Raw genomic sequence first — 15,034 nt, 5'->3', positions numbered from 1 at the left:
CGCACCGCAGCACGCCCTGACCTTGGCCGGGGTGTGGCTTTGGCCGTAACCGGGATGACGGGCTCCGAAGGACGGAGACGGCGCCCCGGAGCGGAAAAACGGGATATGAAGGAAGAATGATGAAGGATGCGGACGCCCGGTCGACCACGACCGCACGCCCGAGCGCTGGCGAGAGCCACGCCACCGAACGCCGTCATCTCGATCGCCGCTCTCTTCTGCGCGCCGGGCTTGGCCTGGCGGCGGTCGCCTCCGCCGGGGGAACCCTGTTCGCGAGCGAGGAGGCCGAGGCCGCGGCGCTCCGCGCCCCACCGCGGATGCTGTCCCTGGTGAACCTGCACACCGGCGAGAAGGTCAGTGCCGAGTACTGGGCGAAGGGCCGCTATGTGCGCGATGCGGTGCGGGCGATCAACCACCTGCTGCGCGACCACCGCAACAACTCGGTCCATCCCATCGACCCGAAGCTGCTGGATCTGGTCCACAACCTGAGCCGCAAGATCGGCCGCAAGGGTCCGATCGAGATCGTTTCCGGCTACCGTTCGCCGGAATCCAACGCGATGCTGCGCGAAGCCGATCACAGCGGCGTCGCCCAGAACAGCTTCCACATGCGCGGCATGGCCATCGACCTGCGGGTGCCGAAGATGTCCACCCGCCAGCTGCAGCGCGCGGCGCTGAGCCTGCGCGGCGGCGGCGTCGGCTATTACCCCGACAGCAACTTCGTCCACGTCGACGTCGGCCCGCTGCGCCATTGGTGAGCGGGCCTCCGTCGGATTGCGGTCGCGGGCGATGCCGGGGTCGGAGAGCCGGAACTTTCCGACACCGATATCAGATGTCGATCGTGTCGCCGTCGTCGCGGTAGGCGTAGCGGTAGGCGGGAGTGGTCTTGCTCCACCCGATCCAACCCGCCTTCTTGGGATTGCCGGTGCCGACGCCGGTCCACTGTTCGATGGCGATGTAGCCGTACCCCTGCAACTTCTCCATGAGTTTCGCCACGTCGTCGGCCCTGGCGTCCGGCGAGACATCGGCATAGGCCAGCCTCAGCTCGTCCAGAACGCTGTCCGCCGAACGGTAGACCGGAGCGTCCTTGGCGAACAGCGCGGTAATGTGATCCACCTCGACCGGGCATTTGTCGATCGACCGGGCCAGCAGAAGGCAGATGTTCTCGGCGATGACATCGGTAGGCAGCGAGGCCGTACCGCGCATGACGTCGAAGATGACCTTCTTGCTGCTTTGCAAGTCGGGAAAGCTCTTCAGCAGGCGCATGGTCAGGATATAGGGCGACGGCTTGTCGTCCATGCAGCACTCCAGCACCCGGCGCAGGTCTTCCTGCAGGATCTGGTCGCGGTGGACCAGATCGGGAAAGGTGAACTTGCGGATGGCCTTCAGTGTGCTCGATCTCGCCTTTTTGAACACGGCCCAGGTGAGGACATTGAACCGGGTGACGACGGCTTCGCCCGTGCTGAGGGACTCCAGAAGCTGCTTCCATCCGAGATCGACCAGCCGGTCGTAGCGCGCCATGGCCGCGTCCACGAAGCCCTGATAGGTCTGCGGCGTGATCGTCGGCCAGTCGCGCGGCGTCACCTCCATGCGCGCGCTGCCGCAGAGCGGGATGATCGGGTAACGAACCTCCTCGCCGGCTTCGTCGGTCTTCATCACGCGGCTGATCGGCTCGCCCACCGCATCGATGTGCGGATTGTTGTCGGGCAGGCCGAACCAGGACTGCAGGAATCGCTGACAGTTGCGGCGGCCCAGCTCGTAATCATGGCGCCGGAACTCGATGTCGAGGAAGCCGCCGAAGCCGCCCCACAGACCGCAGGCGATGGCCGCGGACTGCGACTTGGTGCCGACGAAGCGCGACGGGGAGATGCGCCACAGGTCGGCCCCGGTGTTGTCCAGGGCGCGCATCAGCACGTCGGGGCGGAAGCGGCTCTGTTCGACGAACATGCCGATCATCTTCGAGACGATCTTGGTCAGCCGGGTGTTCGCGCTCCCATCCGGATTGAGGCCGTCGATGGTCGGGGCCTCGGGGAAGGGACTGATCATCACGACGATGCGGTTGACTTCCGCCACATCGCTCGGCGCCCGTTCGGGGGGATTTTCCATCAGCGCGTAACGGGCGAGGTCGAAGGGATCGTTGTTGATGGCGCCGCCGTCCACCGCCGCAAACCGGTAATTCTCCGGCGGCTGCAGGACCGTTCCCTTCCCGGAGGAGCCGTTCCCCCACGGCCACTGGGGCTTGATCTCCTTGAACCGATCGGGAGGGATGCTCATCGGCCAGGCGCGCTGGTTGTAGTGTGACAGCGGAGTCACCAGGTCCAGGGCCGAGAGCCCGATCGGAAACGCCCCGGACGCGAGCGTGTTCTTCACCAGCCGCTTGCTGTTGGACTGGGTGTAATCCTTCGGCTTCTCCCCGTCCTTGCTCTCGAACCACAGCGAGCCCTCGTTCCGCGCCGCGGCGCCGCCGGCGTTCGAATCGACGGTGTAGCTGTAGGCCGCGTCCGACTGCGCCCATGGGCTGACGAAGGCTGCGCATCCCAGTCCCTTCAGGACGAAATGGGCGTGGTCGAGATGGTTCATCATGCCGTAGGCCGACCCGCCCATGCCGCCCCGCACCTCAATCTTGTAGGGGATGCCGCGGGTGTTGGTCTGGGTCAGGAGCACATGCAGGTTTTCGGCGATGTAGGGGCGCGGCGGCAGACGATCGGGGGCGCTCGCCGCCACCTCCAGGTCGGCCAGCGCCTTGCGGCCGATGTTCATCAGCGGCTGGGCGTTGAGAAGCGAGTACACATCGCCCAGCTTGGTGCCGGCAGGCAAATCCGCATTGTCCAGCAGCCCGGGGATCGTCGGCGTCCCGCCCTCCGCCTGCTTTGCCGCGGCCTTGTCGGCATCGCTCTTCACGAAGGCCGGGCCGTCCACCCATGCCTGATAGAGTTCCGGCAGGACGTGCCAGGGGACCTTGCCGGCCGTTCCCGCCTCGTCACGCGCGGCGTAGTTCGGGTCGTTCGGCCGGCGGGCCTTCGAAGGCCGCGCGCCCATGCCGGCGCAGAGAGAACCGATGGAACTGGTGATGGCGCCGGCCGACGCGCCGGTCATCGTCGCGATGACGACCTTGTGATGAGGCACCGTCCGGGTGCCGTTGGCGATGTCCTGCCGTTTCGCCGCCTCCCACTCCTCCAGCGCTTCCACCAGGAAATCGAGCACGCCAGCGGAATAGGCACCGGCGGAAATCGCGCCGGACATCGCGAGGCCGAGATAAATGGTTTTGTCTGGAGTCTGTGTTTCGGCAGCCATCAGCTTCGTTCCCCGTCATCGAATACGACGGACGGCACGCCGTCGCGCGCGTCACGTCGGGAGGAAACTCTCCTTCCGATAGCGGTTGAACGCAACGGAGGTTATATGACGAGATGAATCATCATATTTAATCTCTGAAATTGCACCCTCTCCGACACGACCGGCGCGGCCTTCCCCTGCCCTGTCATTCGGAAAACGGAAAAAGGGCGCCGAATCCGGTCGGATCGGGCGCCCTTCGCTTCCCTGTGACGAACCGCCGGAAGAACCGGCGGAAAACGCCCTACCCCACCTTCAGCTTGCGGCGCAGCAGCGACAGCGGTGCCGTGTCGTCCAGGCTCGGCTGGAAGGCGATGGTGACCTCGGTCAGCGCGTTGGCCCAGCTGTCCGGGTTGGTGCCCTCCGGCGCCTCGACGGAGGTGAAGCCGGTGCGGACGAGATAGAGATACTGGTCGGGGATGACATGGCCGACCGCGCGGATCTCGCCGGTGTAGCCGTAGCGCTCGCGCAGCTCGCGCGCGGTGGAGAAGCCGCGGCCGTCGCGGAACTTGGCGAATTCCACCGCCACCAGGGCAAAGCGGTCGAGATCGGCGGCGATAGCCCCTGCCAGCGTGCCGCTCTTCAGCCGCACGCCCAGCTTGGCGTTGCGTCCGTCGAAGCTGTCGCGCTCCGCCTGCCAACGCTCGAAGCTGATGATGACCGGGCGGTCGTTGGGCACCGGCTCGCCGTCGGGGATGAAGCTCCAGGCGTCCTCGCCGATGCGCCCATTCTCAATCAGCGGCATAGATTCTCTCCTTGAACGGGGCATGGCCGACGCGCTTGAGGGTGTCGATGAAACGCTCGCCCTCGCCCGAGCGGTTGGCGAGATAGACGTCGACGATGGCCTCGATGGCGTCCACCGCCTCGGTCTCGGTCACCGCCGGGCCCAGGATGTCGCCGATGGCCGTGGTCAGCGTCGGGTCGCCGCCCACCGTGATCTGGTAGTACTCGGTGCCCTTCTTGTCGACGCCGAGGATGCCGATGGCGCCGACATGGTGATGGCCGCAGGCGTTGATGCAGCCGCTGATCTTGATGCCGAGTTCACCGATGGTGCGCTGGCGGACCGGATCGGCGAAGCGGGCCGAGATCGCCTGAGCCAGCGGGATCGAGCGGGCATTGGCCAGCGCGCAGTAGTCCAGCCCCGGGCAGGCAATGATGTCGCCGATCAGCCCGGCATTGGCGCTGCCCAGCTCCGCCGCGTCCAGCTGCTTCCACAGGTCGTAGAGGTCGTCCTTCTTCACGTGGGCGAGGACGAGGTTCTGAACATGGGTGACGCGCAGCTCGCCGAAGCTATAGCGCTCGGCCAGATCGGCGACGAGGTCCATCTGCTCGCAGGTGGCGTCGCCGGGGATGCCGCCGGCCGGCTTCAGCGAGATGGTGGCGATGGCATAGCCCGGCGCCTTGTGCTCCGCGACATTCACCGCCAGCCAGTTGGCGAAGGCCGGGTCCGCGGCCTTGGCGCGCTCCAGCGCGTCGGAATGGTCGGGCAGCTCCTCGAAGGGCGGCGGGGCGAAATGCTGGCGGATGGCGTCGACGACCTCCGGGTCCAGGCGGTATTTGGGGCCGCGCAGCCGCGCGAACTCTTCCTCCACCTCCTGGGTGAACTTCTCCAGCCCCAACTCGTGCACCAGGATCTTGATGCGCGCCTTATAGATGTTGTCGCGGCGGCCATACTGGTTGTAGACGCGCAGGATGGCTTCCAGGTAGGCGACGAAATCCTCCTGCGCCACCCACTCGCGCACCAGCTTGCCGACGAAGGGCGAGCGGCCGAGACCGCCGCCGACATAGAAGGAGAAGCCGGCCTCGCCCTTGTCGTTGCGGCGCGCCAGCAGGCCGACGTCGTGGATGCGCACCGCGGCACGGTCGCTCTCCGCGCCGGAGATGGCGATCTTGAACTTGCGCGGCAGATAGGTGAACTCGGGATGCATCGTTGTCCACTGCCGCAGGATCTCGGCATAGACGCGGCCGTCCACCACCTCGTCCTTGGCGGCGCCGACGAAGGGGTCGGTCGTCACGTTGCGCACGCAGTTGCCGCTGGTCTGCAGCGCGTGCATGTCCACCTCGGCCAGCTCATGCAGGATCGCCGGGGTGTCCTCCAGCTTAATCCAGTTGTACTGCAGGTTCTGGCGGGTGGTGAAATGGCCGTAGCCGCGGTCGTACCGGCGCCCGATGGCCGACAGCTTGCGCAGCTGGGTGGCGGACATCACGCCATAGGGCACGGCGATGCGCAGCATGTAGGCGTGAAGCTGCAGATAGAGGCCGTTCATCAGCCGGATCGGCTTGAACTCCTCCTCCGTCAGCTCGCCAGACAGGCGGCGGTCGACCTGTTTGCGGAACTGCTCGACGCGCTCGGCGACGAACTGCCGGTCGATCTCGTCGTAATGATAGATGCCGGCACGGGCGCCGGGCGCGATGTGGTTCATGTCGATAAACCCTCAGGGCCGCCGGAACGGCCAGCGTTCATTAAATGAGGCAGGAAGTCAGGCGGCCTGCTTGCCCAGATCCAGGCGCACGGTCGGGCCGGCGGTGCGGATGCGCTCGCGCATCGTCGCCGGGACCGGGATGCCGTCCTGCTCCACCACCTCGAAGGCGTAGATGTCGACGCCGAACTGCTCGCGCTCCGCCTTTTCCTTGGCGGCGGCCAGCACCCCGTCGGCCTCGGCGCGCGGGAACAGCGCGGCCTCGGCGAAGGACTCGACCCACACGCCGCCTTCGCCCAGGAACACGACTTCCCCGTCGCGCAGGCGGTTGGCGGTGATGGCTTTCATCGATCCTTCCTTCGATCGATCCTTGGCCGACATCTGGCTCTCCTGGCTGGTCGTTCTCGAACGCGTTTGGTGTCTTACCCGAACCGGTGAGGGTCCGGCAGTGAATTCGGCGCGGCGGCGTGGGAGGCGGCGCGGGAGGTCCTCACGGCAGCCATTTTTCCCTGTCGATCATCGCGCGGGTCTCCTTGGCGACCTCGGCCATCGACGCCCCCTCCGCCCGGCGGCGGTTGCGGAAGTCGGCGATGGTGCGCAGCCGCTCCGCCCACTCTTCCGGGAACAGGGCCTCCAGCCGCTGGCGCAGGAGGCTGGCGAGGGTCGGGCTGCGGCCGCCGGTGGAGACCGTCATCACCAGATCGCCACGCCGCACCACGGAGGGCGAGTGGAAATCACACAAGGGGATGACATCCTCGACATTCACCAGCACGCGGCGCGACCGCGCCAGCTCCGCCAGTGCCGTCTCGGTCTCCGGCCCCAGCCCCATGACGTACAACACGCCGACCGTGTCCAAATCCTTGGCATCCGGCAAGGCCCGCACCAGACGGTCACCGGCGAGTTCGGCCAATTCCCCATCCGGAACCGGTGAATACACCGCCGGGTCGGCCCCGCCCTCGCGCAATTGCGTCAGGCGCCGAACCGCGAGCGGACCGTTGCCGGCCAACGCGATCGCCACACGCGACGGGTCGAGCGCCAGCGGAATCATGGCCGTACCGCCGGAGCGGACGACGCGGAGCGGCGGAGGCCAGTCCCTATGATGGAGATCATGTGCATGGCGGTATTTAGCCCAGGCCCGCCGACACAATCAACATATTTCACACAAAGCTCTGCAGCGCAGCACAAGCCTATTAAACAAGTAGAGAATGTATTTACGTTGCACGGGTTTTCCGCCGGTGTTAATGTGCAAACACGAACGCTAAATCTACTATTTAAGTAGATAATGTGGCCACCGCGAAAGGCAGCTGACGATGGACGCCGCGATACGGGTGAAACATCTGACCGACAGCTACGGCACGCTGGAAGGCGCGCCTTTGCTGGCCGCCATGCATGACGTGTTCGGCGGGCGCATCGCACTGCTGTCCTCTTTCGGCGCCGAATCCGCGGTGCTGCTGGCGCTGGCCGCCGAGGCGACGCCGGATTTCCCGGTTCTGTTTGTGAATACCGGCAAGCTGTTCGGCGAGACCCTGCGCTACCGCGACCAGTTGGTGAAGCGGCTCGGCCTCCGGGATGTGCGGGAGATCGGTCCGACCGCCGACGACCTCGCCGCCGGCGACAAGGACGGCATGCTGTTCAACCGCGATTACGACGCCTGCTGCCACCTGCGCAAGACGGTGCCGCTGGACCGCGCGCTGGCCGCCGCCGGGCTGGAGGCCTGGGTGACGGGGCGCAAGCGGTTCCAGTCCGCGACCCGCGCCGCCCTGCCCCTGTTCGAGACGGAGGGGGGCCGCGTGAAGGTCAACCCGCTGGCCAACTGGGACAAGGACCGGCTGGAGGAGGAGTTCACCCGGCGCGACCTGCCGCGCCACCCGCTGGAGGCCGACGGGTTCCTGTCGATCGGCTGTTACACCTGCACCGAGCGAGTAGCGCCCGGTGCCGACCCGCGCTCCGGCCGTTGGGCCGGCAGCGCCAAGACCGAATGCGGCATACACACCACCATGATTGGAATCGCCCGATGAGCGCCGATCTCGACCAGCTCGAAAACCAGAGCATCTATATTCTGCGCGAAGCCTACAACCGCATCGACAAGCTGGCGATGCTCTGGTCGATCGGCAAGGACAGCAACGCGCTGCTCTGGCTCTGCCGCAAGGCGTTCTTCGGCCGCATTCCCTTCCCCGTCGTGCAGCTCGACACCGCCATGGAGCTGCCGGAAGTCTACGAGTTCCGCGACCGCATCACCAAGGAATGGGGCCTTGACCTGAAGGTGGAGCAATGCCCGCCGGAAGAGGAGATGGACCAGACCCTTCCCCCCCTGACGCGTGCCGCCGCACGCAAGACGGAAGGTCTGAAGAACCTGCTGCGCGACCACGCCTATCAGGGCGTGATGGTGGGCATCCGCCGCGACGAACAGGCGACCCGCGCCAAGGAGCGCGTGTTCTCGCCCCGCTCGCTGGAAGGCGACTGGGACGTCAAGGACCAGCCGGCGGAGTTCTGGGACCATTACAAGACCCGCTTCCCCGAAGGCGTGCATGTCCGCATCCACCCGCTGCTGGCTTGGACCGAGCTGGACATCTGGCGCTATTCGCAGCGCGAGGGCATTCCCATCGTTCCGCTGTACTTTGCCAAGGACGGCAAGCGCTACCGCTCGCTGGGCGAGAAGAACATCACCTTCCCGGTCGACAGCACCGCATCCACCATCGACGAGATCATCGCCGAGCTTCAGGTGACCCGCATTCCGGAGCGCGCCGGCCGCGCGATGGACAACGAATCCGAAGACAGCTTCGAACGCCTGCGCAGCGTGGGGTACATGTAAGATGCCGCATTCTCAACTTCGCATCGTCATCGTCGGCCATGTCGACCATGGCAAGTCCACGCTGATCGGCCGCCTGCTGAACGACACCGGCAGCCTGCCCGACGGCAAGGTGGAGCAGGTCCGCGAGATGAGCCGCAAGCGCGGCATGCCGTTCGAATGGGCCTTCGTGATGGACGCGCTCCAGGCCGAGCGTGACCAGGGCATCACCATCGACACCACGCAGATCCACTTCAAGACGGCGCAGCGCCCCTACGTCATCATCGACGCGCCGGGCCACACCGAGTTCCTGAAGAACATGGTGACCGGCGCCTCCCAGGCCGACGCCGCGCTGCTGGTGATCGACGCCGACGAAGGCGCGCTGGAACAGTCGCGCCGCCACGCCTTCCTGCTGCATCTGCTGGGCGTGCGTCAGGTCGCGGTCGTCGTCAACAAGATGGACAAGGTCGAGTTCTCCAGCCGCCGCTACGAAGTCGTGGCGCAGGAGATCAAGGACTATCTGGCCGAGCTTGGGTTGCAGCCGAAGGCGGTGATCCCGGTGTCCGCCCGCAACGGCGACAACATCGTCAGCCGCAGCGAGCAGTCGGACTGGTATCTCGGCCCCACGGTGATCGAGCAGCTGGACGCCTTCCGTCCGCAGCAGACCTCGCCCGACCAGCCGCTGCGCCTGCCCCTGCAGGACGTCTACAAGCCGGACGACCGCCGCATCCTGGCCGGCCGCATCGAAAGCGGGCGGCTGCGCGTCGGCGACACCCTGCACTTCTCGCCCACCGGTGCCAGCGCCAAGGTGGTCAGCATCGAGGCGTGGAACCATCCGGAGACGGTGCCGTCGGCCCAGGCTGGGCAGAGCATCGGCATCACGCTGGACAAGCGCATCTTCGCCGAGCGCGGCCACATCGCCCACCATCAGGCCGACGCCCCGACGCTGGCCCACCGGCTGAGCGTGCGGCTGTTCTGGCTGGTGTCGGACCCGCTGGTGGTGGGGAAGACCTACACGCTGAAGATCGCCACCGCAGAACACCGCGTGACGGTGGAGCAGGTGACGGCGGTCATCGACGTGGAGGATCTGTCCAGCACCCCCGGCAAGGCGGTCCGCCGCAACGAGGTGGCCGAGGTCGTCCTGCGCTCCCGCTCGCCGATTGCGCTCGATCTGGCATCGGCCCTGCCGCGCACCGGCCGCGGTGCCCTGATCGACGGCAACGACGTGGTCGGCGGCTGCCTCGTGGTGGAGATCGAGGACGCCGCGGCGGCCAACATCACCGAGGTGTCGCACACCGTCTCGCTGGAGGAGCGCGCCCAGTCCAACGGCCACAAAGGCGGCATCGTCTGGCTGACCGGCCTGTCCGGTGCCGGCAAGTCGACGCTGGCGATGGCGCTGGAACGCGCGCTGTTCGACCGCGGCTGGCAGACCTTCGTGCTGGACGGCGACAACGTCCGCAACGGGCTGAACGCGGGCTTGGGCTTCTCCGCCGACGACCGGGCGGAGAACATCCGCCGGGTGGCCGAGACGGCGAAGCTGTTCGCCGACGCCGGCATGGTGGTGATCGCCTCGCTGATTTCGCCGCTGAAGTCCGACCGGGCCAAGGCGCGGGTAATCGGCGGCGAGCGCTTCCACGAGGTGTACGTCGCCGCCAACCTCGCCACCTGCGAAGAGCGCGATCCCAAGGGCCTCTACAAGAAGGCGCGGGCCGGCGAGATCGCCGAGTTCACCGGCATCTCCGCCCCCTACGAGGCGCCGGACCAGCCCGAACTGGTGATCGACACCGACACGCTGAGCCGCAGCGAGGCGCTGGCCCAGCTGCTCGACTATGTCGACGAGACCTTGGGCAAGAACAGCCTGAAGTCGGAGAAAGAGCTGACCTACGTCATTTGATGGGCGTGATCTGAGGGTCGGTGTCACTGTGGTGAAGCTTCGGGCGCGGGGGAAAGACCGCGCCCGACGTGTTTTCAAGCGGCCTTGCTGTCACTGCGGTAAAATGCGGTGACGACCAGCGCCGCGCACGCCACCGCCAGCGGCAGGAACGAGATCCACAGGACGGACTCCCACCCGTAGCTGGTCAGCAATCCGCCGGAGGCAAAAGAGCCGAAGGCCATCGTGCCGAAGACGATGAAGTCGTTCAGCGATTGCACCCGCGTCTTCTCCTCCGGCCGGTGGCACTCCAACACCAGGGCCGAGGCGCCGAGGAAGCCGAAGTTCCAGCCCACCCCCAGCAGGATCAGGCTCACCCAGAAATGGGCCACATCCAGCCCCATCAGTCCCACGGCGGCGGACGCGGCGATCAGCGCCAATCCGGCGGCGACCAGGCGGGGAGCGCCGAAGCGGGTGATGAGACGGCCGGTGAAGAAGCTGGGGGCGTACATCGCGATGACATGCCATTGCAGGCCGAGATTGGCCGATTCCTGCGACAACCCGCACAGCCGCATCGCCAGCGGGGCCGCCGTCATGATGAAGTTCATCAGCAGGTAGGACACCACCCCGCAGATCACGGCGGTGATGAAGCGGGGCTGGCGCAGGATCTGGCCGGCCGACCGCCCTCCGGCCACCTCCGCCGCCGTCGGCTTCGGCAGACGGACACCGAGCAGGACGAGCGCGGACAGGGCGGCGACCGCGGCCTGCGCCACATAGGTCGCCGCGAACAGGTAGGGCGGCCACAGGTTCATCGTATGGGTGACCAGCTGCGGCCCGACGATTCCGGCGACCACGCCCCCCGCCATGACGGCGGACATCGCCCGCGGGCGCCGCTCGGGCGAGGTGCAGTCGGCGGCGGCGAAGCGGAAGGAGAGCACCACCGCGGCATAGGCGCCGCCGGGGATCATCGCCGCGCAGAACAGCCAGAAGGACCCCAGCAGGATCGCAAGCCAGGACAGCAGGCCGACGAGGACGCCGCATCCTGTACCGGCAAGGAATGCGGCGCGCCGGCCATACAGGCGGGCGATGGTCCCGGCCGGCAAGGTGCACACCGCCATTCCGACCACGAAGATGGAGATCGGCAGCGTCGCCAGCGCCGCGCTGGGCGCCAGCGTGTTGCCGACGATGGCGCCGGTGGCATAGACGACCACCGCATTGGCCCCGGCAAGCGCCTGCGCGACGACCAGCCGCGTGACGTTTCCGAACTCGTGCCGGCTCACGGAGGTGGAGGCGAGTTCGGTATCGGCGGCGTGCGTGGCTTCGGCTTGCGGCATGGCGATCCTCGGGCGGTGCGTCGGCCAGTGCCGGCGGGAACGGTTGATCCATGAGTAACCGTCGCCCATTATGAACGGAAATGGTTTGTTCTCATGGATGGATGAGCGGGAGTCATGAATGATCGACCGCCAGCTTCTGGCGATCCTGCGGGAGGTTGACCGCCTGGGCAGCGTCACCGCCGCCGCCGGGCGGTTGAACGTCAGCCAGTCGGCGCTGAGCCACACGATCCGCAAGGTCGAGGAACGCTACGGCATCGAGATCTGGACGAAGAAAGGACGCAGCCTCCGCTTCACCCAGGCCGGCAAGCATCTTCTGGCGCTTGCACAGCGCGTGCTGCCGCAGATCGAGCATGCCGAGCGGGTTCTGGCCGATTTCGCCTCGGGCCAGCGCGGGGCGCTGCGGGTGGGGATGGAATGCCACCCGTGCCAGAAATGGCTGATGCGGATGACTGCGGCCTATCTGACGCAATGGCCGGATGTGGATCTGGAGGTACGCACAGCCTTCCGTTTCGACGGAATCGCCGCGCTGCAGGACAACGAAATCGATCTGCTGATCACGCCTGATCCGATCACTTCACCCGATATCCTCTTCACGCCCGTCTTCGACTACGAACTGGTCCTGGTGGTGCATGAAGCCCATCCACTGGCCGCGCGCGGGCTGGTCCAGCCGCAGGACCTGCAGGACGAGGAGCTGATCACCGTTCCGGTCGGCCTGGAGCGGCTGGATGTCTTCACGCGCTTCCTCGTGCCGGCGCATTGCCGTCCGCGCCGCCACCGGACGGCGGAGACGACCGACCTGATGCTGCAGCTGGTCGCCGCCGGACGCGGGGTCACCGTCCTGCCGGATTGGCTGGTGCGCGAGGAGGGCTCCCACCTGCCGGTCCGCTGCTTGCGCCTCGGCCCTGACGGCATCGGCAAGAGCATCCATCTCGGTACCCGCCGCGGCGAAGAGGCGGTCGAGTACATCGCAGGCTTCCTGGCGCTGGCACGGGAGATGGACCGATAACGGCCGCGGCGACCGCATCCTCCCTTCACCCGAAGTGAACGCCGCCTTCAGAACAAGTCATTGGCCGTGAAAGCCGGCGGGGCGTAGCATCGCTTGCGTTGTCGAAGCGACGGAGACGGACATGCCCTCTTTCATGGACTCCCTTGACCGGCTCGGGCTGCGCTCGCCGGTGATCCAGGCGCCGATGGCGGGCGGTGGCGATACGGCGGCGCTGGTCGCGGCGGTCAACGAGGCCGGCGGCCTGGGCTTCGTCGGGGCGGCCTACCTGACCGACGCGCAGATCGCCGAGCGAGCGCTCGATATCCGCAGCCGCACCGCCCTGCCCTTCGGCATCAACCTGTTCGCACCGACGCCGGCACCCGGTCCCGCGCCGATGATGGCCAACGCCCTGGCCAGGGTTGCACCTTTCTACGCCGAACTGGGACTGCCGGCACCGGAGGCGCCCTCCGCTGCCGGCGACGGGTTCGACCGGCAGTTCGCGGCGCTGCTGGATAGCGGGGCGGTCTATTACAGCGTCACCTTCGGACTGCCGCCGGCCGACAGCGTGGCCGCGGCCAAGGCGCACGGCATGCGGGTGCTGGGCACCGCGACCACGGTGGCGGAGGCGGTGGCGCTGGAACAGGCCGGCGTCGATGCGGTGATCGCCCAGGGCAGCGAGGCCGGGGGGCATCGCGGCAGCTTCATCGGCGATCCGGCTGCCAATCTGGTCGGCACCATGGCGCTGGTTCCGCAGGTGGCCGATGCCGTCGGTGTTCCGGTGATCGCGTCGGGCGGCATCATGGACGGGCGCGGCATCGCCGCGGCGTTGGCGTTGGGCGCCACCGCGGTGCAGATGGGGACAGTTTTCCTGACCAGCGACGAGGCCGGCATCCCGGAGGCGCACAAGGCCGCCATCCTCACGGCACGCGAGGATCAGACCCGGCTGACCCGCGCCTTTTCCGGCCGGCCGGCCCGCGGCATCGTCAACCGCTTCATGGAGGCAGTGGAGGACCCGGCAGCGCCCGACGCGGTGCTGCCCTTCCCCCTACAGAACGCGCTGACCCGGCCGCTGCGCACCGCCGCCGGCAAGGCCGGCCGGGCGGAGTTCCTGTCGCTGTGGGCCGGCCAGGGGCTGCGGCTTGCGCAACGCCGGCCGGCGGGGGAACTGGTCACGGAGCTTCTGCACGGGACCGAGGAGGTGCGGCGTCGGCTGGGCGGCTGATCAAGGGGGACGCTGGACTCAGGCGGTCGGTTCAGGCGGTCTCGGCCATCACCCGGTTGCGGCCGCCACGCTTGGCTGCATAGAGCGCCTGGTCGGCGCGTCGGACCAGCGCCATCGCCTGCTCGCCGACGCGGAACTCGGCGACGCCGACCGACAGGGCGACGGTGCCGTAATTGGCATTGCGCGCCTTGTTCACGATCTGCCGGGCGCCGACGAAGCTGCGCACCTGCTCCGCCAGCTTGGTGGCGTTCTCAAGGCTGGTGCGCGGCAGGATGATCGCGAACTCCTCCCCGCCATAGCGGACGGCGGTGTCGCGGCCCTTGATGCATTCGGTCAGCATGCGGGCGACCAGCTTCAGCACATGGTCGCCGACCAGATGCCCGTGGGTGTCGTTGAACGCCTTGAAATGGTCGATGTCGACCATCAGCAGAGACAGCGGCTGCTCATCCCGCACCGATGCGTCCATCGCCTCCTGCAGCATCAGGTCGAAGGCCTTGCGGTTGCCGATGCCGGTCAGCCCGTCGGTCAGCGCCTCGCGCCGGGCATGGTCCAGGCTGACCCGCATCTCCGCCAATTGCTGGCTCGATTCCTGAAGCTGGTTTTGCAGGGCGGTCTGGCGGTCGACGATCTCCTTGGTCTCCGCCGCGATGGCGGCGACCATGGCCCGCAGTTCCGGCAGGCTGAGCGGCTGGTCCAGCTCGTCCCGGAAGCCGGTCAGGGCGTTGCCGTATCGCTCCGTCTCCGACCCGACATTGCCCAGCTGCTCCAGGATGCGGCCCAGCGCGTAGCGCGCCTTGTCGGAGGTCTCGCGGATCGCCTGCGCCTCCGCATCCGTGGTGAAGAAGCGCTTGTACAGCTCGTCGCACAGGGTCTGCGACGCGCTCTGCCCGTCGCGGCGCGCCAGGTCGACGGCGCGGGTCAGGTCCGGGTTGCGGCCGCTGAAGTAGACGTACCAGAGCGTGAAGTTTTCCGGGGTGGGCGGCAGCCGGTCGGACAGCATCCGCTCCATGGCCTTCGCGGCAAGGCCGCTGGAACGCTCGAAATCCTCCGTGATCGCCACGACCGTCGTCCGTCAAAAATCATTCGGTTTC

At 67.2% G+C, this 15,034-nt stretch carries 13 protein-coding genes; 6 read left to right on the top strand and 7 right to left on the bottom strand.

The annotated features are described in order from the left end of the window. Positions 1-116 precede the first annotated feature (116 nt). Positions 117-752 (top strand): DUF882 domain-containing protein, encoded by a 636-nt coding sequence (locus VD964_RS03305; protein WP_324865540.1) that lies wholly within the window; start codon positions 117-119, stop codon positions 750-752. A gap of 70 nt (positions 753-822) precedes the next feature. On the opposite strand, the gene VD964_RS03300 is transcribed toward VD964_RS03305, so the two are convergent. From VD964_RS03300 to VD964_RS03280, 5 genes are all read right to left on the bottom strand, one after another. Then, the gene (locus VD964_RS03300) at positions 823-3,288 is read right to left on the bottom strand and encodes a hypothetical protein (RefSeq protein ID WP_324865538.1); all 2,466 of its coding nucleotides are present in this window, start codon (positions 3,286-3,288) and stop codon (positions 823-825) included. 280 nt (positions 3,289-3,568) lie between these two features. Next, on the bottom strand, positions 3,569-4,069 hold the full coding sequence (locus VD964_RS03295; protein WP_324865535.1) for a DUF934 domain-containing protein: 501 nt from the start codon (positions 4,067-4,069) through the stop codon (positions 3,569-3,571). Next, entirely contained in the window at positions 4,056-5,747 is a 1,692-nt protein-coding gene (locus VD964_RS03290) for a nitrite/sulfite reductase (protein WP_324865533.1), read from the bottom strand. The genes VD964_RS03295 and VD964_RS03290 overlap by 14 nt, the downstream gene beginning before the upstream one ends. A 57-nt stretch (positions 5,748-5,804) precedes the next feature. Then, positions 5,805-6,092, bottom strand: coding sequence for a DUF2849 domain-containing protein (locus VD964_RS03285; RefSeq protein WP_324865531.1), 288 nt, complete (start codon positions 6,090-6,092; stop codon positions 5,805-5,807). A 142-nt stretch (positions 6,093-6,234) separates the two neighbouring features. Further along, positions 6,235-6,792 (bottom strand): precorrin-2 dehydrogenase/sirohydrochlorin ferrochelatase family protein, encoded by a 558-nt coding sequence (locus VD964_RS03280; protein WP_324865529.1) that lies wholly within the window; start codon positions 6,790-6,792, stop codon positions 6,235-6,237. A gap of 262 nt (positions 6,793-7,054) precedes the next feature. On the opposite strand from VD964_RS03280, the gene VD964_RS03275 reads away from it, so the two are divergent. The 3 genes from VD964_RS03275 to cysC are packed head-to-tail and all read left to right on the top strand — an operon-like array spanning position 7,055 to position 10,426. After that, entirely contained in the window at positions 7,055-7,762 is a 708-nt protein-coding gene (locus VD964_RS03275; RefSeq protein ID WP_324865527.1) for a phosphoadenylyl-sulfate reductase, read from the top strand. Beyond that, complete coding sequence (gene cysD / locus VD964_RS03270; protein WP_324865525.1) at positions 7,759-8,556, top strand: sulfate adenylyltransferase subunit CysD; 798 nt, start codon at positions 7,759-7,761, stop codon at positions 8,554-8,556. The genes VD964_RS03275 and cysD overlap by 4 nt, the downstream gene beginning before the upstream one ends. 1 nt (position 8,557) lies before the next feature. Beyond that, positions 8,558-10,426 carry an adenylyl-sulfate kinase gene (gene cysC / locus VD964_RS03265; protein WP_324865522.1) on the top strand — a complete coding sequence of 623 codons (1,869 nt, stop codon included), beginning with the start codon at positions 8,558-8,560 and terminating at the stop codon, positions 10,424-10,426. A gap of 74 nt (positions 10,427-10,500) precedes the next feature. On the opposite strand, the gene VD964_RS03260 is transcribed toward cysC, so the two are convergent. Continuing rightward, positions 10,501-11,736 (bottom strand): MFS transporter, encoded by a 1,236-nt coding sequence (locus tag VD964_RS03260; protein WP_324865520.1) that lies wholly within the window; start codon positions 11,734-11,736, stop codon positions 10,501-10,503. A gap of 118 nt (positions 11,737-11,854) precedes the next feature. On the opposite strand from VD964_RS03260, the gene VD964_RS03255 reads away from it, so the two are divergent. Together VD964_RS03255 and VD964_RS03250 are read left to right on the top strand one after the other, a co-directional pair. Continuing rightward, a complete protein-coding gene (locus VD964_RS03255) occupies positions 11,855-12,742 on the top strand; it encodes a LysR family transcriptional regulator (protein WP_324865518.1) in 888 nt (295 codons plus the stop codon). 133 nt (positions 12,743-12,875) lie between these two features. Then, complete coding sequence (locus tag VD964_RS03250) at positions 12,876-13,943, top strand: NAD(P)H-dependent flavin oxidoreductase (RefSeq protein ID WP_324865516.1); 1,068 nt, start codon at positions 12,876-12,878, stop codon at positions 13,941-13,943. Between the two features lie 31 nt (positions 13,944-13,974). Here VD964_RS03250 and VD964_RS03245 read toward each other — a convergent pair whose 3' ends face one another. Further along, a complete protein-coding gene (locus tag VD964_RS03245) occupies positions 13,975-15,003 on the bottom strand; it encodes a GGDEF domain-containing protein (protein ID WP_324865514.1) in 1,029 nt (342 codons plus the stop codon). Between the last annotated feature and the right edge of the window lie 31 nt (positions 15,004-15,034).

This window comes from Azospirillum sp., from assembly GCF_035628975.1.
GTDB lineage: Bacteria > Pseudomonadota > Alphaproteobacteria > Azospirillales > Azospirillaceae > Azospirillum.
This window is presented reverse-complemented; position numbering and strand designations above follow the sequence as displayed.

Coding starts and splice junctions, on each gene's coding strand:
- cysC (WP_324865522.1), top strand. CDS start 8,558: ATGCCGCATTCTCAACTTCGCATCGTCATCGTCGGCCATGTCGACCAT.
- VD964_RS03250 (WP_324865516.1), top strand. CDS start 12,876: ATGGACTCCCTTGACCGGCTCGGGCTGCGCTCGCCGGTGATCCAGGCG.
- VD964_RS03280 (WP_324865529.1), bottom strand. CDS start 6,792: ATGATTCCGCTGGCGCTCGACCCGTCGCGTGTGGCGATCGCGTTGGCC.
- VD964_RS03290 (WP_324865533.1), bottom strand. CDS start 5,747: ATGAACCACATCGCGCCCGGCGCCCGTGCCGGCATCTATCATTACGAC.
- VD964_RS03275 (WP_324865527.1), top strand. CDS start 7,055: ATGGACGCCGCGATACGGGTGAAACATCTGACCGACAGCTACGGCACG.
- VD964_RS03305 (WP_324865540.1), top strand. CDS start 117: ATGATGAAGGATGCGGACGCCCGGTCGACCACGACCGCACGCCCGAGC.
- VD964_RS03260 (WP_324865520.1), bottom strand. CDS start 11,736: ATGCCGCAAGCCGAAGCCACGCACGCCGCCGATACCGAACTCGCCTCC.
- cysD (WP_324865525.1), top strand. CDS start 7,759: ATGAGCGCCGATCTCGACCAGCTCGAAAACCAGAGCATCTATATTCTG.
- VD964_RS03255 (WP_324865518.1), top strand. CDS start 11,855: ATGATCGACCGCCAGCTTCTGGCGATCCTGCGGGAGGTTGACCGCCTG.
- VD964_RS03285 (WP_324865531.1), bottom strand. CDS start 6,092: ATGAAAGCCATCACCGCCAACCGCCTGCGCGACGGGGAAGTCGTGTTC.
- VD964_RS03295 (WP_324865535.1), bottom strand. CDS start 4,069: ATGCCGCTGATTGAGAATGGGCGCATCGGCGAGGACGCCTGGAGCTTC.
- VD964_RS03300 (WP_324865538.1), bottom strand. CDS start 3,288: ATGGCTGCCGAAACACAGACTCCAGACAAAACCATTTATCTCGGCCTC.